Below are 18,252 nucleotides of genomic sequence, written 5' to 3'. Positions count from 1 at the left end.
CGGATGAAATCGGTCAAGAATGATCAGACAGCCGTATTTGCGCTCGGCGGACTGGGCGAAATCGGCAAAAACACGTATGGGGTCCAATTCCAGGATGAAATCATCCTGATTGATGCGGGAATTATGTTCCCTGAAGATGATCTTCTCGGCATCGACTATGTCATTCCCGACTATACGTACATCGAACGGAATGTCGATAAAATCAAGGGCCTCTTCATCACACACGGCCATGAGGACCATATTGGCGGTATTCCGTATCTGCTCAAGAAAGTCAATATTCCTGTCTACGGCGGAAAATTGGCGCTGGGTCTTCTGCGCAACAAACTTGAAGAGCACGGTCTTCTGCGCCGTACGAAACTCATCGAAGTGAAAGAAGAGGAAGTCATCAAGTTCCGCAAGACTTCGGTCAGCTTCTTCAGGACTACACACAGTATCCCGGATGCCTTTGGGATTGTTGTCAAGACGCCTCCCGGCAACATCGTCCACACCGGCGACTTCAAATTCGACTTCACACCTGTCGGAGAGCCTGCGAACCTGGCGAAGATGGCACAGATTGGAGAAGAAGGCGTCCTTTGCCTCTTGTCCGACAGCACCAACGCGGAGGTTCCTGATTTCACGATGTCCGAAAAAACAGTCGGAGAAAGCATTGATGAGATCTTCAGGAAAGTGAACGGGCGTATCATCTTCGCAACGTTCGCTTCCAACATCTACCGACTGCAGCAGGCAGTGGACGCCGCGATCCGTCACGGCCGCAAGATCGCCGTATTCGGACGCAGCATGGACAATGCCATCACCATCGGGACAGAGCTTGGTTACATCAATGCCCCGAAGGAAATGTTCGTCGATACTCAGGCACTGAACCGCCTCCCTGCCAACGAGGTCATGATCCTCTGTACAGGCAGCCAGGGGGAACCGATGGCTGCCCTTTCGCGGATTGCCAACGGCACTCATCGCCAGATCCAGATCCAACCTGGAGATACGGTCATTTTCTCTTCTTCCCCGATTCCAGGAAATATCGCAAGCGTGAACCGGACGATCAACCTGCTGTTCCGCGCCGGTGCGGAAGTGATCCATGGATCCCTAAACAATATCCATACTTCCGGCCACGGCTCCCAGCAGGAACAAAAACTGATGCTCCGCTTGATCAAACCGAAATTCTTCATGCCGATCCACGGAGAATACCGTATGCTGAAGACGCATGCCGGTCTCGCCGTGCAGTGTGACGTTCCGGAGGACAACATTTTCATTATGGAAAATGGAGATGTCCTCGCGCTCAGCGCAGACGAAGCCCATCTGGCGGGAAGAATCCCGTCAGGCGACGTCTACATCGACGGCAGCGGAATCGGCGACATCGGCAACGTCGTTCTTCGGGACCGCCGCGTCCTTTCAGAAGATGGCCTCGTCATCGTGGTCGTCACGCTCAACAAGGCGAAAGGCAAGATTGTGGCCGGACCTGATCTGATTTCCAGAGGATTCGTCTATATGCGGGAGTCCGGTCAGATGATCAACGAGGCACAATCGATGCTGAACCGCCGCCTCCGTCAGACCGTTGCCAACTCTGATACACCTGATACAGATGCGCTCAAGAGCCAAATCAACGATATTCTCGGCCCGTACCTGTATGAACAGACCAAACGCAAGCCAATGATCCTTCCGGTTGTCATGGAAGTCTGAGTGCTGGCATAAAAAAGCTGCGCGGAACCGATTCCGTGCAGCTTTTATTAATGGCAAGCGGATAAAGCCCTCAGCAAAATAGCCCATGCGGAAGTGATCTCCGCATGGGCTATTTGTTTAGTGCAGTGCTTTTTTTTCAAAGCGGAGAATATCTGAATCCGAACCGATAATGATCAGGATATCTCCCTCTTGGATGCGTTCTTCTGCCAGAGGTGAGACGACTACGTCTTCTCCCCTCTTGATCGCCACGATATTGATGCCATACCTTGCACGGATATCAAGGTCAAGGATGGAATTGCCGGCAAGCATCTCATTGGCCTTGATCTCCATGATGGAGTGCTCTTCAGACAGTTCGAGATAGTCGAGTATATTGTTCGATATCATATGATTCGCAATCCGGATGCCCATGTCCCGCTCCGGGTGGACGACCTGGTCCGCCCCGATTTTCTCGAGCACCTTCGCGTGATAGTCATTTTGTGCTTTTACGGTGATTTTCTCAACGCCAAGTTCTTTCATGATCAGTGTTGTCAGTATGCTTGACTGGATGTCTTCCCCGATGGCGACAATCACGTGTTCGAAATTCCGGATGCCTAGTGACACAAGTGCCTGTTCGTCGGTCGTATCCGCCACGACGGCCTGTGTCGCAATAGATGCGAATTCGTCCACCCGCTCCGGATCCTGGTCGATGGCGAGGACGTCTGCCCCCTGCTCCACCAGTTCCCGGCAGATGCTTCCGCCGAAACGTCCCAATCCGACAACGACAAACTCTTTTTTCATCAGTCTTTCCTCCAGCTGCCGGCCCGGCTGCGCGGGCCGCGCGTAAAATACGGCTTCACCCGTTTATACTACCCCGCAGAAAGGGAAGGATGAATGTGAGACATTCTCAACCCCGGTCAAACGGATATTTCGGCCGGTCCGTGCAGAACTGGCATTTCGGGTCGGTGCAGGGTTCTTCGCGCCACTCGTTGCATCCGGCGCAGTACGCAGAATCATAGGTGGCATCATAGGACAGCGGTTCCAGACAGAATTCGCAGTAGTCATCAAGTTCTTCGTAGGGGATGATACGGTCTTTCGTCATCAGGAAGACCCCTTCAATGATAGGCGTAACGCCATTGCGGCTCCGTCCCCGTCCATTGTCCGGACCCGGGAAGAAATTGTTTTTGCCCATTGCCACCCCTCCTTTTTCCAATAGTGTACCACATCATCCCAAAACTACAATGAATCGTGGTGAAATCATGACTGAGCTTCCGATAACCAAAGACTTCATCGTTAAAGACGGCTATCTCTCATTTATTCTGCCGTTTGCCTACAGGAAAAAACAGATCCGCAAAGCTGCAGACGCCCTTAATGATGATGGCTTCCACTTCTTTACACTCGACGATCCTGGAGGGCGGATTGATGAGCTTTATGAAGGGGCGATCGAGATTTCCCAGGAAGAGCTTGACCAGTATTTCCTTCCCTACGTGGAACAGAAAATCTTCCCGCCCTCTGTGGAAGATTACGGTTTCCACCGCTTCTACAAAGTGGTCGGGGAAGATTTTTCACTGAAGGCTGACGGAGAGACGTATCCCTTCCGTTTCATGAGTCTCGATGTGATTCTCGGACCGTTCGGCATCGCCTTCCTCACGTCAAGAGTGCGCCTTCAGGATAAAGACCTTCCCCTGTCCTCTGTCCTGAACTTTATGCAGCACTTCAGAGCAACAGAAAACAAGCTGAAAGAAGAAAAAGGTTCTGTCATATTCTGTGATGATGGCGTGGAGTTCTCAAGTATCCATGAATTTCTGTTTGGCCGATTGGCCTCCGCGGTCAAGCCATTCGTCATTCACGACGACCGGCTCACGGGCTACTTCGGCAGCCTGCCATATTTTGAAGACGAGCGGATGTATGTCACTTCTTTTCTGTTCGCGGAGTCAGGCACCGAAATCAGCGATGAACAGCTTTTCCGCATCGGCAGGGTGGACGGGCTCAGTCCCGAGAGAGAATCTTTCATCTCAGCATCCAACATGGATTACATACGGGACTATCTGGATCAATATCTGCATGACCGCTGGGCACCGGACCTTTATACGATAGCAACTGATTTTGCCTACTCCAATGTGACGACGAAAAACCCGGAAGACATGCAGCGGCCGCTTGCCCATTTCATGGGTACGCATTACTACAATTTCATGCTTCATTACTTTTACCGGATCATGCTGCTGCGGGTCTCATTCGAATACAGCCGGCTTAAATGGGACAAGGACGAAGAATATCTGAAGCGGCTGATCGAGCTGATCACGATCTTCTCATCCTGGTACCACTTTAAGCTGGTGAGTGTCCGCCAGGAAGGCCGTGAGCTCGGCCAGCTTTTCAGGCGGGCCTTCAGTCTGGATGAACTTTACGAGGAAGTCCGCACAACCCTCGAAGAGCTGTATCGCACACAGGAAAACTCGGCAACCAATCGGATGAACCTCCTCCTCTTTTTCCTGACCGTCTTCACAGTCATCTCGGGTATCTATGGGATGAACCTGGTAATTGACGACTGGAAGAATGACACCAGCTGGAAGGAAATCTCTTCGTACGGAGTATTTGGATGGATCGCGCTCGTGACAGCCCTGCTCGGGATTGGCATGTCGATCTACCTCTTCATTACTTACCTTGGCCGCATCGTCTGGAGGAAGCTGCGGAGGAAGTTCGACGATATGGACTTCTGATACTTTGGTTCGGCACGCAATCACAGGCGTGCCGGGCCTTTTCGCATGCCGCCGGTTATTTTTGCAATAACACAAGCATTTTACTCTTGCATTCCCGGATGGATTTTGTATAATAAAACCCGCTATTGCTAAACTTAAAGTTTATTATAAGTAAACTCCAACAGGAGGCTATGCCATGCAGATCGGAAAAAAGATCAAGCGGCTGAGGCTGAAAAAAGGGCTCACCCAGGAAGAACTGGGCGAGCGTACGGATTTGACCAAGGGCTATATTTCACAGCTCGAACGCGATCACACCTCACCATCCATCGAAACCCTGTTTTCGCTTCTCGAGGTGCTCGGCTCATCTCCCAAGGAGTTTTTTGACGACGGCAATCCTGCCGCCAAGGTGGTTTTCGGTAAGGAAGAACACATTTTGAATACCGATGAGGAACGGGGGTACTCCGTCCGTTGGCTCGTATCCGAATCAAACGAAAAGGAGATGGAACCTGTTCTGCTGACCCTTGCGCCTGGCGGTGAGTTCAAAGAGTTCGAGCCTTCCCTCTCCCAGACGTTCATTTTTGTACTGGATGGGCAGATCCGCCTTCAATTAGGTACAGAGAGTTATGAGGCCGGTTCAGGCGATGCCCTTTATTACGAGGCTTCGCATGACCATCAGTTGTTGAATTCCGGTCCCGGGGAGGCCAGGTGCCTGCTCGTCGCCACCGATTCGTATCTGTGATTATTGGAAACTGGAGGTAAGACATGACGCAACAGCCCATCATCCGTTTTGACAATGTCTCAAAACGGTACAATGACGACACGACTGTCCTGAACAACATCAGCTTTGAAATGGAACGCGGCAAGTTTTATACGCTTCTCGGACCATCCGGCTGTGGAAAGACCACGATTCTCCGCCTGATTGCCGGCTTTATCGAACCGAGCAGCGGCGAAATCCAGTTTAACGGCAAGAAAATAAATGATATCCCGCCGAATGAGCGGCAGGTCAATACCGTTTTCCAGGACTATGCCCTCTTCCCTCACCTGAATGTCTTTGAAAACGTCGCCTTCGGACTTCGCATCAAGAAAGTCAAGCAGACGGAAGTCAAGCGCCGTGTCGAAGAAGCCTTGCGGTTCGTCAACCTTCAGGGGTATGAGAACCGTGAGATTTCCGAGATGTCCGGCGGCCAGCGCCAGCGTGTGGCAATCGCCCGCGCCATCGTCAATGATCCGGAAATCATCCTTCTCGACGAGCCGCTGTCCGCACTCGACCTGAAACTCCGGACAGAGATGCAGTATGAGCTTCGCGAATTGCAGCAACGGCTCGGCAAGACCTTCATCTTCGTCACCCATGACCAGGAGGAAGCACTTGCGATGTCCGATGAGATCTTCGTCATGAATGCAGGCGAAATCGTCCAGTCCGGAACACCGATCGATATTTACGACGAGCCGATCAACCGCTTTGTCGCGGACTTTATCGGGGAGTCCAATATTGTGGATGGAATTATGATCCGGGACCACCTCGTCCGTTTCGCCGGCAAGGAATTCGAATGTGTGGATGCCGGTCTGGATGCAAACGAAAAAATCGAGGTCGTCATCCGGCCGGAAGACCTGGAAATCACTTCCCCGGAACGCGGGAAGCTGATTGTCACAGTTGACACACAGCTTTTCCGGGGTGTCCACTATGAACTGTCGACTTACGACAGGGACGGCAACGAGTGGCTTGTACATTCCACAAGAAAAGCGCAGGTGGGCGATGAAATCGGCCTCGACTTCGACCCTGAGGCGATCCACGTCATGAGGCTCAACGAATCTGAAGAAGATTTCGACCGGAGGCTCGAATCATACGAGGTGCCGGACCATGCAGAATAAATCGACGAAAGCCCTTTATCTGATCCCGTATGGTGCCTGGATCCTCCTGTTTGTCGTCGCACCAATTGCACTTGTCGTCTACTACTCGCTGTTCGATATCCACGGCGATTTTACATTTTCCAACTACAAAGCGTTCTTTTCCTCGGTCTATCTGGAACTGACGCTCAGCTCGTTCTGGTACGCCTTCCTGATCACGCTGTTCTCGTTGCTGATATCGTATCCGACCGCTTATTTCCTGACAAAGACAAAACATAAGCAGCTATGGCTGCTCCTGATCATCATCCCTTCGTGGATCAACCTGCTTTTGAAGACTTACGCTTTTATCGGGATCTTCGGGCAGTATGGTCCGATCAACGCCTTTTTTGCAGCAATCGGCATCGGATCCACACAGCTGCTGTTCACCGATTTCAGCTTTATTTTCGTATCAGTCTATATTTTCATTCCGTTCATGATCTTGCCGATCTTCAACGCGATCGACAGGCTTAATCCGGCACTGATCGATGCGTCGCGTGATCTCGGGGCAAGTCCCTGGACGACATTCCGGAGGGTTATTCTCCCGCTCACGATGAACGGGGTGAAATCCGGCATCCAGGTGACTTTTATTCCCGCGCTTTCGCTATTCATGATCACACGGCTGATTGCAGGGAACAAAGTTATCACGCTCGGCACAGCGATCGAACAGCAATTCCTCGTCACCCAGAACTGGGGAATGGGGTCGACGATCGCGGTCTTCCTGATCCTGTTCATGTTCATTATCATGCTGTTCACCGGCCAGAAAGAGAAAGGAGGCGCATCGGTTGGGAAAACAAAGTAACGCGCAGAAACTCTTTCTTGCGCTCGTATTCATCATCTTGTATGCGCCGATCTTCTTTCTGATCTTCTACTCGTTCAACTCAAACGGGACGATGTCGTCTTTTGAATCGTTTACGTGGGAGCACTATGCCGCAGTATTTGATGATACCCGGCTCATCATGATTGTGCTCAATACCGTTATCGTCGCACTCTTGTCGGCACTGATTTCAACCGCGATCGGCGTTCTCGGCGCACTTGCGATTGTTTATCTGAAAAACCGGAAACTCCGCAACACGCTGCTTTCATTGAACAACGTGCTGATCGTCAGCCCGGACGTCATTATCGGTGCGTCGTTTTTGATTCTTTTTACTGCGGTTGGTGTGCGCCTCGGATTTGCATCGGTGCTGATCTCGCATATCGCATTCAGCGTGCCGATCGTTGTCCTCATGGTGCTGCCGAAACTGCTGGAGATGAGCGACTCGCTGATCGATGCCGCCCGCGACCTCGGCGCATCCGGCCGGGACGTGCTGACACGCGTCATCATCCCGTACATCAAACCGGGGATCTTTGCCGGATTCTTCCTGGCGCTCACATACTCGCTCGATGACTTTGCCGTGACCTTCTTTGTAACGGGCAATGGATTCAGCACCCTGTCCGTCGAGATCTACTCGATGGCACGCGCAGGCATCTCTCTGACGATCAACGCGCTCTCCGGCCTGATCTTCATCGTCACTATTGGTCTGGTCCTCGTCTACTATGCATTGAACCGGCGCAACCGCACACCTGTCACGGGGGTGAAAAAATGAAAGACATCATCCGGGCCTCAGTCGCGGTGATTGTCGTATCCGCCCTGCTCCTCTACATCAACAGCCAGCTCGGCAAGACATCGGGAAGCACGGGTAGCGACACCATCACCGTCTACAACTGGGGTGAATACCTGGATCCGGAACTCCTGAATCAGTTCACGGAGGAAACCGGCATCCGAGTCATTTATGAAACATTCGATTCGAATGAAGCGATGATGACGAAAGTCGAGCAGGGCGGGACGTCCTATGACGTCGCCATGCCATCTGAATACATGATCGAGAAAATGAAGGAGGATGACCTTCTCATTCCTCTTGATCATTCTAAAATCCCGAATCTGAAGAATATCGATCCTTATTTTTTAGATCTGCCGTTTGATCCGGGCAATGAATACTCCGTCCCCTATTTCTGGGGCACAGTCGGGATTGCTTTTAACCCCGATCTGCTCGAGAAGGACTTTGACTTCACAAGCTGGGAGGATCTGTGGAGCCCCGAACTCCGCCAGCAGGTCATCCTCGTCGACAGTGCCCGCGAGGTGATCGGGATGGGACTGAACAGCCTCGGGTATTCCCTCAACTCGACCGATGAAGCCGAACTGGATGCCGCATCTGCCAAGCTGGACGAACTTACGCCGAATGTCAAAGCCATCATCGGCGATGAGATTGTCGAGATGATGCGGCGGAACGAGGCAGCCATTGCCCTCACTTGGTCGGGCCAGGCCCTCGATATGATGTATATTAACGAATCAATCGATTTCGCGGTGCCTGAGGAAGGTTCCAACCTTTGGTTCGACAACATGATCATTCCGAAGACTGCGGCCAATGTCGACGGTGCACATCAGTTCATCAACTTCATGCTGGATGCTGAGGTCGCGGCACAAAATGCCGATTGGGTCGGTTATTCTACGCCGAATGCTGCCGGACTTGAGCTGATGGACCCGGAAGTGACCGGGGATGAGCGTTTTTATCCGGATGAGGAAATCCGCGAGCGCCTTGAAGTGTACCGGAACCTCGGACCGGAAATGACCGGTGAATACAATGAACGCTTCCTCCGTTTTAAGATGGGGATGAATTAATAATCAGCCCGGAATCCGCAGATTTCGGGCTGATTTTAATTTTTGTTTTTTTCTTGGAAGGCATAGCTGCTAGTGAAATGGGTAATGTGGATATGGTAAGATAGTTTGACACACGAAATTTCAAAAAGGGGGCCCGGGCATGGCGGAGGGAACCAATCGTTCTGCATTGTATATCCTCATGTTCAACATGTTCATCGCGATGTCCGGCATCGGGCTGATCATTCCGATCATGCCGGCTTACCTGGAGACATTTGGAGCAGCCGGCCAGGTGCTCGGCTTTCTGATTTCCTCCTTTGCGCTGGCGCAATTCCTGTTTTCTCCGATATCCGGCAATCTGTCTGACAGATATGGACGGAAGAAGCTGATCATTTTCGGGCTTGTCGTCTTCGGCCTGTCACAGCTCGCCTTCGGTCTCGCGACGGAACTTTGGATGCTGTTCGTCGCCAGGTTCATCACCGGCTTCGGTGCGGCTTTCCTTATTCCTCCGATGATGGCCTTCGTTGCGGACATCACGACTTTTGATGACCGCGGAAAAGGGATGGGATGGCTCGGTGCCTCGATGTCCCTCGGCTTCATGATCGGCCCGTCTATAGGTGGATTCCTCTCGGGCGTCAGTCTTCAGTTCCCGTTTTATATCGCCTGCAGCGTCGCCCTGATTGCCGCTTTGTCCTCAGCGCTTATTCTTCCGGATCCCCGTCCGGAAGCCGGACCGGAAAAGCAGGAGCCGAAAAAGCAGGAGAACATTGTGGGCCAGCTAAAGCGTTCTATTGCTATGAATTACTTTATCCTGCTGATCATCACGCTTGTCTTCTCGTTCGGACTCGCAAACTTCCAGGCGACGATCTCCATGTATATGGACAAAAAATATGCCTACACCCCGGCCGAGATTGCGATACTCATGACAATCGGGGGCTTTATCGGGGTCGTTGTCCAGACATTTGTCGTCGATCCGCTGTTCCGCAAATTCGGTGAGATGCGGGTAATCCTTGTGAACCTGCTGATCGCGGCAGTGTCGATGTCCTGCATTTTATTTGTAGACCGCTTCTGGTCGCTTATGCTCATTTCGACATTCTTCTTCACGGCGACTTCCCTGCTCCGTCCGGCATTGAATACACTGATTTCGAAGATGGCCGGAAACGAACAGGGATTTGCCGCCGGCCTGATCAATGCCTATATGAGTCTCGGCAATATGTTCGGTCCTGCACTGGCCGGGACGCTATTCGACATTAATATGGCCATCCCGTATATGTTCGGAACCGCTGTGCTGCTTATCTGCTTCGGCATCACCGTTACCTGGGCAAGGCTGCACAAAGAACAGCTCCAGGCGCTCCGCTCCAGAAAAGTTGCGGTGACCCGGTAAAAAATCAATGCAGGACCACTGAAAGCCAAAAGGGCCGTCACTCAGATTTTTGAGTGACCGCCCTTTTTCGTGTGTCCCGCTGATTTCTGCTCGAAGGGATGGGTTTCCCCTAAAGAGGGAAATTATCAATGCATACGGCGGTTTCGTCATTCGTGCGCTTGGTTTCGTCATTCGCATGCCCGGTTTCGTCATTCGGCCCCCCGATTTCGTCATTCGCCAGCTTCCCGGGGCCGAATGACGAGATTATCCGATCGAATGACGAGATTATCCGGCCGAATGACGAAATTGCCCTGATGAATGACGAAATCACCACACGCGGCTGATCGCGGTCACCACCGCCTCGGTTTCGTCATTTTCTCAACCGATGGGTTCATCAGAGGCCACGCTTTGTGTGGCCACCTCCTGCGTTCCGCATTATTGATCATGCCTTTTTGCTTTCAGCAGCTTTTCCACGCTGGTTTCTTCCCTGTGCGCTGCTGATTCCCATTTCCCTCCTGCAGACCGTCCCGGTTTCAGGCTTCGCGGCATTCCGAATCTCCGCAACGTGATATCCGAAAAGAAGATCAGCATCGCCGCAAGGACGAACCAGTCCCAGGCCGGAAGGATGTCCTTTTTGGACGATTCCGGTGGCCGCACCGCTTCTTCGGCCGATTCCAGCATGCGGCCGCCGGACAATTCTGCAATGGCGGAAAGGCGTTCCTCATCCGGGGGCGCCGGCCGGTATTCATCACCATACGGGATTGTGATGCCTGCCGTCGTGGCGGTCTCCCCATCCCCGGATATCCTGAAGAAGACAAGCCCCGGGCCGGATTGTACCCGTACGCGTGCTGTGCCCGGACGGACCGGTTCAACTGCCGTCCCGAGTTCACGGCCCTTCTCGTCGGCGACGGCGATGTCCAGGAATGCCATGGTATCCGGTCCGGCCACTGTATAGGAACCGTCTGTGTTCCTGCGGATGTCAAACGGCTCGCTGCGATACTGCGGAAGGATTCTCGAAGCGGCGGTTGTCCACAACTCTCCCCAGCGGTCCCAGGATGCGAACCCTCCGCTCCATCCTCCCGAGCCGGAAGTATAGGCAAGCGTCTTGCCCAGGCCATATCGGCCTTCTGCGATGATCGGGTCTTCTTCCGGGCTCTCGAGGATGACTGCAGAGGCGGGCTTTGCAGTGGTCGCGATATAAGCGTTCATCTGCGGCAACCCGCTGCCGAATAGTGCATCCCAGCCTGTCCCACCGCGCACAGCCGGAGTGAAAGGCTGATCGACAATATAGGTCCTCGAAAGCATTGCCGTCTCCCTCGACAGGATGGACGGCACCGAATCGGCATCGGTCACTTCATAATAGCGGCCTGAAGCCTGGTCAGCGAGCTGCCTCAGAAGCTGCCGGTCCGCATCCGTGCCAATCGCAACAGTCGACATGGTCACGCCGTCAGCTTCGCCTGCTTCTGAAAGAGACGCGTAATCCCCTCCCGGCGCGGACATTCCGTCTGTGAGAAGGATGATATGCTTTCGTTCCAGGTCAAGGCCACGGAGCCGTTCATAGGCCAGCGCGACTGAAGGGTAGATATCGGTGCCGCCTCCCGGCGTGACCGACATGATTTTCCCCGAGGCTTCATCCGGATTCCCGATTGGTGATGTTTCGATCACTTCCCACGGACTATCGTCAAATGCGATGAATCCGAGTGTATCTTCTTCCCTCAGGAGTGCCGCAGAGCGCGCAGCCGCCTCCTTGGCCAGGTCAAGCTTCCGGCCTCTCATGCTGCTTGAACGGTCCAGCACGATCACGAGCCCCAGTGACGGGATGATCTGTTTGCCGGTCACGTCCATATCAACGGGAAGCATCTCCTCAATCGGCGTACGGAAATAACCGCCCAGTCCGAAGCTTTCCTCTCCTCCGACCATCATGAAGCCGAGCCCGAATGTTTTGACGGCCTGTTCGATGACAGTCATCCGTTCCTCCCCGACCCGGTGGCCTGGGACATTATCGAATATGACGGCATCAAACTGAAGATAGGACGACAGGTCCTGTGGAAGGTCTTCAGCATGGACTGTTTGGACGCTGATCCCGCTGTTTCCGATCATGTTTCCAAGCGGGCTCGGGTTCTCGGCTGTATCTGCGACCAGCACACGGGGAGGCCCTTCAATTTCAGTGGCGGCGGTCATCCGGTTGTTTTCCTGGATGCCGTCACCTTCCATGATGACCTGTACCCCGTATTTCACTAGCCCCTCTTCAACCTGTACCTCACTGAATGTAAACCGGTTTTCCCCTTCGGAAAGCTTAACGTCCCGCTCGGCAATGGGCTGATCATTGCGGAACAGGACCAGCCGTGCCTCTGACGGTCCTGTCGCCCTGACGGTCACCTCCAGCTGCTGGGACTCGCCTTTTCTGCCTGTTGTCGGGACGGTGAATGAAGAGACGGATGCGTCTTCTGTATCAGGTGGAGCAAACATCGCGGCATCGACCGTGACTCCGTCCGGCAGCTGGCTGCGGATATATTCGATTGCGTTCCCCCTCGTCTCCCTGCCGTCCGACATTAGCACGATCCTCGCCGGACTTTCCGCGGCGGCGGCTGCCGCATACCGGAGTGCGCCTTCGAGATCCGATTCTCCGGAACTCCCGTTTATATCCGCACTTCCGGATCCCGGCGATTCATTCGCCACTTCACCTGCAAACGAAAGTACCTTGATATCGCGGTCCTGTACCTTGCTGATGGCCTCTGAAAGAAAGGCCGAGGCCTCTTCTTCTGTCCCTTCCATAGAGGCGGAGCGGTCCACAAGAAATATCAGCTGCTCTTCCTCCGCCCTCATCAGAAGATAGGGGGAAGCTGCTGCAAAGATAAGCAGTGCGGAAGCCGAAATTCTCAATGCCGGGAGCACAAGGGATTTGTGTCCGCGTATTTCACGCTCCCGTTTCCAGGACCAGAGAAGATAGCCAAGGACCGGGAGAAGGAGTAATAGGTAGGCAGGATGTTCAATACGAAAGTCCATGGCGGCGCTGCACCTCCCATTCCGCAAGAATCAGAAGCAGGATCAGGAGGACGAGCGGCAGGAAGATCGGCTGTTTCCCGGCTGATAGTCCAGTTGTCCCTCCATCGGCCCTTTCACCGGCGGTGAACGAAGGTCCGGCAGTTACCATGCGCTCTTCTTTTGGCAGTATGACCGACAGGAAGCGTTCTTCATTGCCGGACCTTAAAACGTACAGACCGGGCTTATCGGGCGCGGTCACAGCATCGGCGGCAGCGAATTCGGACAAGTATTCACCGTCCGCGGTGTACAGCTGCCAGCCGCCTTCCTGTGAAGGTGTAACCGGACGCCTTTCACCGGGGAGGAAGGTCCCGGCAACCGCCTGCTCCCGTGAAAAGCCATCGATGACACTCCAGAGAAACAGCGGGAATGAGGGACGGAGCGGCCAGTCCGTCATGGATGGATCGGCCAGCACGGCAATCCTGCCATCGTCCGATCTCTGGATGAGCGGGCTGCTCTCGGGACCTGCAACCGCCTCCAAGTCCTCAAAAGGCGGGTAGAGACCCGATGTGTAGATTTCCTCACCCGGAGCAAAAGCGAACAGCGGATCTTCGGACGATGTGATGAACACCGGATTTTCTTCGGGCTCCCCCTCCCGACCGAACAGTATTGTGCGTCCCCGCCGTTGCTGGAACGTCATTTCCGAACCGGTCACGACAATCGCCTCCTCCGGCAGTTGCCCCGCCTCCCCGCTCCCGTATGCGGTCACATCGGCACCGGTCGCATGCAGGGCTTTATGAACCAGTTCGTGCAGTCCGGCTTCCACGTAGACCGGCAGTTCCCCTCTGACGGAAACGGCATGAACCGTATTGTCCGCAGGGTATCCATCTTCTGTATCCACCTTTAGCTGAAGTCCCCGGACTGCCGGCAGCCCATTAAACAAAACCCGCTCCGACTTTCCGGCACCCAAGGTCAATTCACGGGCTTGCCCTACCGGGTTACCCTGCCCGTCTTCAAGAGACAGCAAAGCTTTTTTGTCCGCCGGGGAATCATTGGCCACAACTGCAATTGCCGACTGGCCTTCTTCCTGCCGGGCGATGCCAAACTGCCTGACCGATACATTTTCCGGGAGTGCCGGTGAGGCATATATCCTATAAACCACACCAGGCACAACTGCCGGAAGATCTTCCGGTCCCGCAGCATCCGTGAAAACATGGACATCTGCCTGTTTCCCGCCGGCGGCTGTTCCGGCAAGTGCCAACGCCGCTGTCAGATCCTGATGGGCATAGGTCAGTCCCAATCCCCTGACTATCCGGAGCGCTTCATCCGCTTCTTCTGAAACCTGCAGCAAAACTTCAGGAAAGCTACCGGCCCGGATGATGGTGAAGCGGGCGCCTTCATTGTCCCGGATCAATGATTCCATCCTAGTCTTGTGACGATCGAACAAGGGCTCACCATCTTCTTCTGCGAGCATCGTGGCAGAAGTATCTGCGACGATGACCAGGTGGTCGGACTGTTCACCGGAACCGGTTATACCGGGCTTCATAAGCAGAACAACGAACAGCAGAAGAGCCCCCATCTGGAGATAAAACAGGGCATTCCGATTCAGATGGCTGATAAGGGGGGAGCTTTCCATATGCTTCCGGGATTCTTCCCAGAAAAGGACAGACGGCACAGTCCGCTCCTCATATTTTTTCCTGAAAAAGTAATAAAGGAAGACGATGGCGGGAATGACCAGTGTCCAGATCATGCCGATTGAACCGAACCCCATCCGATCACCTCCTTGTTCAGCGGACCCAGCCCGCTTTTCTCATCTTTTTTGAGACAAACTCCAGCGGGGCTTCTTGTTGCCGCGCTTCGAGGACGGCCACACCGTACTCCCGGCAGAGGGAGGCAAGCTCGGAAAAATGTCGTTCACTGATCTCCTGCTGCCTGTGTATCAGGTTTGGAGTAAGTGATACATCGACCGCTTTGCCGGTCTCCGAATCGACAAGGCGTACATCTTCGGGCCGTACGGGAATGTCCGGAGTGTCATCTCTCAAAAGGATCATCCGGACCTCTCCCGCGCTTTTCCTGAGTTTGCGGAACAGCGGACGGAAGGATTCCGGCATCTCCAGTCCGTCAGTCACGATATAGCGGACTGACGCGCCCAAAAAGTTCTCTGAAGCAGCAGCATCTGTAAAGCCGGTCCCTTCGGGGGACGTCAGCTGTTCCAGGTGTCCCAGGAAACGGTTCCTGTTCCGGATGCTTTTTGCCGTAAGCACGGACCGTTTTGGGCCGCCGGCAGCCATGAAAGAAAGATGATCGTCCGCCGACAGCGTCATCATGCCCAGAACTGCGCACAACTTACAGCCATATAGCCACTTGGCCCCCCTCATCGACCGGCTGGCATCAAGAATCAGCGACACTCGAAGCTCGCGCTCATCCATGAACCGCTTGATGAACAGCTGGTCCGTCCTTGCATATATGTTCCAGTCGACATTTCTGATATCGTCACCCGGTGCATAGGGCTGAAAATCCGAAAAATCCGGTGATGTCCCGCTCCTGCCTGAAGTGTTCCTGCCAAGATGGATCCCACTCGGACCATTGCGGGTCACATGGCGGAGCCGGGAAGCGGCAACTGCGGCAGACGCCGGGAAAAAGGTTTCTGTCATGACGTGTGGCCTTCTGCCGATAAATCGGCCAGCCGGATGATCAGATCATCCGCGGGCATTCCTGCCGCTTCCCCTTCATAGTTGAACAGCAGACGATGACGCAGCACCGGAACCGCACATTTTTTCAGGTCACCGATCGACACATGAAAGCGTCCCTCGGTCAGTGCACGTGCTTTTGCCGCCAGCACAAGGCTCTGCAGGCCGCGGGGACCGCTTCCGAAGCGGACCCAGCGTTTCACCTCGTCCAACGGTGAATCGGAAGGATGCGTTCCGGTGACGATCCGGGTGGCCACATCCAGCATCTCCTCCGGCAATATCACTTCCCGCACCATTTCACGCGCGTGTCGGATTTCTTCCGGGTCCAATAATTTCCCGAGGCCTTCAGCCCCGCCCCCCGTCGTACGGCGGATGATTTCTTTAAGCTCTTCCGTACCCGGATGCGGGATAATCACTTTGCATAGGAAACGGTCCAGCTGTGCTTCAGGGAGAGGATAGGTCCCTTCGAGTTCAATCGGATTTTGAGTGGCCAGCACAAAAAACGGATCCTTCATCGGACGCGTATTTCCGAGTATGGTCACCGTCCTCTCTCCCATCGCTTCGAGCAGCGCGCTTTGTGTTTTCGGAGTGGCGCGGTTGATTTCGTCGGCAAGGACCATCTCGCTGAACAGAGGGCCTTCGCGGAAGACAAAGGTCTTGCGTCCGTCCTCCATCTCTTCGATCACCGTCGTCCCTGTGATGTCGGAAGGCATCAGGTCCGGTGTAAACTGGATGCGCGAAAAGCCCAGGTCCAGCACTTCGGAAAACGTCCGGATCAGCATCGTTTTCCCAAGTCCCGGCAACCCCTCAAGCAGGGTGTGGCCACCGGCAAGGATGGAGTAAAGGATAAAGTCCACCGCCTCTTCCTGGCCGACGATGAACTTCCCCACTTCTTCCTTCACCTTCCCGATTTTCAGACTCATCTCCGAGTAATCCTCTTTCACAAACGCCATCTTTCTCACTCCCTCTTGTCGATCGACGAAAAGTAATCGGACAGGACCTGTTGGAGGTCTTCCGGCAGGCCGAGACGGCCGGCATGTTCCACATAGGCATCCCGGTATTCGCTTTGCACCTCCCCGTAAGGCCGGACTTCCCCTTTTTCGGCTGGCACAAGACTTTTGGCTGCAGATGTCCCTTCCTTTTGCATCCCGGAATCCAGCACCGGATCTCCCGGTTCAGCCGCGGACTGCGGCGTGCTGACGAGGTTCCGGTCCCCGCTGCCAGATCCGTAGCCGGAACCCTCGCTGCCGGAGCCGGCACCTTCTCCTCCACTGCCTTCTGACCCGGATCCCGTTCCGCTTGTGCCCCCGCTTCCGGTGTCACTTCCGCTTTCAGTCCCGTTCCCCCCGCCGTTCTGTGCCTCATCGCCATTTCCGCCCGGAGCACCATCACTTTCGGCAGCAGAATTTTCTTTGTCTTCACTACCCGATTCTCCGCTTCCGCCGGAGGGCGTCTGTTCCTGTTCAGACGCATCACCGCCGGAACGATTCCCCTGTTCTCCATCAGACGTGTACTCCGCTGCCCCAGATGTGCGTCCCATGCCGGCCAGCTGTTCTTCGGCGTCTCCCGATAATGCGGCCAGTGCCGCTGCCGCTTCGCCTGGACCCAGAATTCGTTCTCCCGCTGCTTGTCCGGGATTGTACCCGGGACGATCCGACAGACGATCTTCAAGGGACAGCTCCCGCTGAAGCTTCATCGCCTCGTAGACCGCTTCTTCCGGGGAATCGGCGGATCTGATTTCTTCAGCCACATCCGCAAGCCGCTTCTCCAATTTCGGATCCTCCGCCACATCCGCCAGACCATTTACATTTTCTGCGAGATCTTCGATGATTCCCCGCTCTTCTTCCGCCTTCTGCGCTTCCATCTGCGCGGAGGATGGGAACAGGGCAAGCACCGACACAGCTGAGACTGCAGCAGCAGTAATAAGGAGCGGCCTTCGCTCCATCCACCGCCCTTTCCTATTACGGAACCGTTCCAGTGCGCCGCCTGACGCTTCCGCAGCTGCATCCGCAAGCGCCTCTGAAAGTGGGCCTTCACGCCTCCCGTCCGTCTCCGCAGCCAGGATGACATTGTCTTGGCTGAACGAATCAAGCAGCCATACCGAAGCCGGCCGCGAGGGAGCCTTCCGCCACTCATATATGAATGCCGTAACTGCAGTAAAGCATGCGGCCATCACTGCATAATCTGCATAACCCGGCCAGACAAACAGGCGGGAGACAGCAAGCGTCAATGCGACAGTAACCGCGCCGGCCGCCAGTGCCCGTACAGTTGTTCTTACAAACCATTCCAACAAGAGTCTCCGCCTTACGTGCGCGATGGCCTCATCGAGCTTGCGCCTGCTGTCCATACCAGCCC

16 protein-coding genes are annotated in these 18,252 nt (G+C 54.4%); 9 read left to right on the top strand and 7 right to left on the bottom strand.

The genetic code is table 11. The features are described 5' to 3' along the window. The first annotated feature begins 3 nt into the window (after positions 1 to 3). On the top strand, positions 4 to 1,674 hold the full coding sequence (gene rnjA / locus AC6CHQ_RS06240) for a ribonuclease J1 (protein ID WP_251239076.1): 1,671 nt from the start codon (positions 4 to 6) through the stop codon (positions 1,672 to 1,674). Positions 1,675 to 1,791: 117 nt separating this feature from the next. Here the strand turns inward: rnjA and AC6CHQ_RS06235 are convergent, their stop codons facing one another. After that, positions 1,792 to 2,451 carry a potassium channel family protein gene (locus tag AC6CHQ_RS06235; RefSeq protein ID WP_498081158.1) on the bottom strand — a complete coding sequence of 220 codons (660 nt, stop codon included), beginning with the start codon at positions 2,449 to 2,451 and terminating at the stop codon, positions 1,792 to 1,794. 106 nt (positions 2,452 to 2,557) lie between these two features. Continuing rightward, positions 2,558 to 2,842 carry a hypothetical protein gene (locus AC6CHQ_RS06230; protein WP_498081157.1) on the bottom strand — a complete coding sequence of 95 codons (285 nt, stop codon included), beginning with the start codon at positions 2,840 to 2,842 and terminating at the stop codon, positions 2,558 to 2,560. Positions 2,843 to 2,909: 67 nt separating this feature from the next. Between AC6CHQ_RS06230 and AC6CHQ_RS06225 the strand changes: the two genes are divergently transcribed. The 8 genes from AC6CHQ_RS06225 to AC6CHQ_RS06190 all read left to right on the top strand — a co-directional run bounded on the left by AC6CHQ_RS06225 (position 2,910) and on the right by AC6CHQ_RS06190 (position 10,569). Then, a complete protein-coding gene (locus AC6CHQ_RS06225) occupies positions 2,910 to 4,367 on the top strand; it encodes a hypothetical protein (protein WP_498081156.1) in 1,458 nt (485 codons plus the stop codon). 175 nt (positions 4,368 to 4,542) lie between these two features. Continuing rightward, a complete protein-coding gene (locus tag AC6CHQ_RS06220) occupies positions 4,543 to 5,085 on the top strand; it encodes a helix-turn-helix domain-containing protein (RefSeq protein WP_498081155.1) in 543 nt (180 codons plus the stop codon). Between the two features lie 23 nt (positions 5,086 to 5,108). Next, a complete protein-coding gene (locus AC6CHQ_RS06215; RefSeq protein ID WP_498081154.1) occupies positions 5,109 to 6,215 on the top strand; it encodes an ABC transporter ATP-binding protein in 1,107 nt (368 codons plus the stop codon). Beyond that, the gene (locus tag AC6CHQ_RS06210; protein ID WP_092049232.1) at positions 6,205 to 7,029 is read left to right on the top strand and encodes an ABC transporter permease; all 825 of its coding nucleotides are present in this window, start codon (positions 6,205 to 6,207) and stop codon (positions 7,027 to 7,029) included. Before AC6CHQ_RS06215 ends, AC6CHQ_RS06210 begins: the two co-directional genes overlap by 11 nt. Then, entirely contained in the window at positions 7,013 to 7,813 is an 801-nt protein-coding gene (locus tag AC6CHQ_RS06205; RefSeq protein ID WP_092049235.1) for an ABC transporter permease, read from the top strand. Before AC6CHQ_RS06210 ends, AC6CHQ_RS06205 begins: the two co-directional genes overlap by 17 nt. Then, positions 7,810 to 8,886, top strand: a complete 1,077-nt coding sequence (locus tag AC6CHQ_RS06200) for an ABC transporter substrate-binding protein (RefSeq protein WP_498081153.1) — start codon at positions 7,810 to 7,812, stop codon at positions 8,884 to 8,886. Before AC6CHQ_RS06205 ends, AC6CHQ_RS06200 begins: the two co-directional genes overlap by 4 nt. A 139-nt stretch (positions 8,887 to 9,025) precedes the next feature. Continuing rightward, positions 9,026 to 10,246, top strand: a complete 1,221-nt coding sequence (locus tag AC6CHQ_RS06195; RefSeq protein WP_092049240.1) for an MFS transporter — start codon at positions 9,026 to 9,028, stop codon at positions 10,244 to 10,246. Between the two features lie 128 nt (positions 10,247 to 10,374). Then, positions 10,375 to 10,569: a hypothetical protein gene (locus AC6CHQ_RS06190; protein WP_092049243.1), complete on the top strand. Its 195-nt coding sequence runs from the start codon at positions 10,375 to 10,377 to the stop codon at positions 10,567 to 10,569. A gap of 91 nt (positions 10,570 to 10,660) precedes the next feature. Here the strand turns inward: AC6CHQ_RS06190 and AC6CHQ_RS06185 are convergent, their stop codons facing one another. From AC6CHQ_RS06185 to AC6CHQ_RS06165, 5 genes are read right to left on the bottom strand one after another with little or no spacing between them, the layout of a single operon-like run. Beyond that, positions 10,661 to 13,231, bottom strand: coding sequence for a VWA domain-containing protein (locus tag AC6CHQ_RS06185; protein WP_498081152.1), 2,571 nt, complete (start codon positions 13,229 to 13,231; stop codon positions 10,661 to 10,663). Beyond that, positions 13,215 to 14,978, bottom strand: a complete 1,764-nt coding sequence (locus AC6CHQ_RS06180) for a vWA domain-containing protein (protein WP_498081151.1) — start codon at positions 14,976 to 14,978, stop codon at positions 13,215 to 13,217. Before AC6CHQ_RS06180 ends, AC6CHQ_RS06185 begins: the two co-directional genes overlap by 17 nt. 16 nt (positions 14,979 to 14,994) lie before the next feature. Beyond that, a complete protein-coding gene (locus AC6CHQ_RS06175) occupies positions 14,995 to 15,861 on the bottom strand; it encodes a DUF58 domain-containing protein (RefSeq protein ID WP_498081150.1) in 867 nt (288 codons plus the stop codon). After that, a complete protein-coding gene (locus AC6CHQ_RS06170; protein ID WP_498081149.1) occupies positions 15,858 to 16,850 on the bottom strand; it encodes an AAA family ATPase in 993 nt (330 codons plus the stop codon). The genes AC6CHQ_RS06175 and AC6CHQ_RS06170 overlap by 4 nt, the downstream gene beginning before the upstream one ends. 5 nt (positions 16,851 to 16,855) lie before the next feature. Continuing rightward, positions 16,856 to 18,244 carry a DUF8809 domain-containing protein gene (locus tag AC6CHQ_RS06165; RefSeq protein WP_498081148.1) on the bottom strand — a complete coding sequence of 463 codons (1,389 nt, stop codon included), beginning with the start codon at positions 18,242 to 18,244 and terminating at the stop codon, positions 16,856 to 16,858. Positions 18,245 to 18,252: the final 8 nt, after the last annotated feature.

This window comes from Bhargavaea sp. GQ12, assembly GCF_059758705.1.
This window is presented reverse-complemented; position numbering and strand designations above follow the sequence as displayed.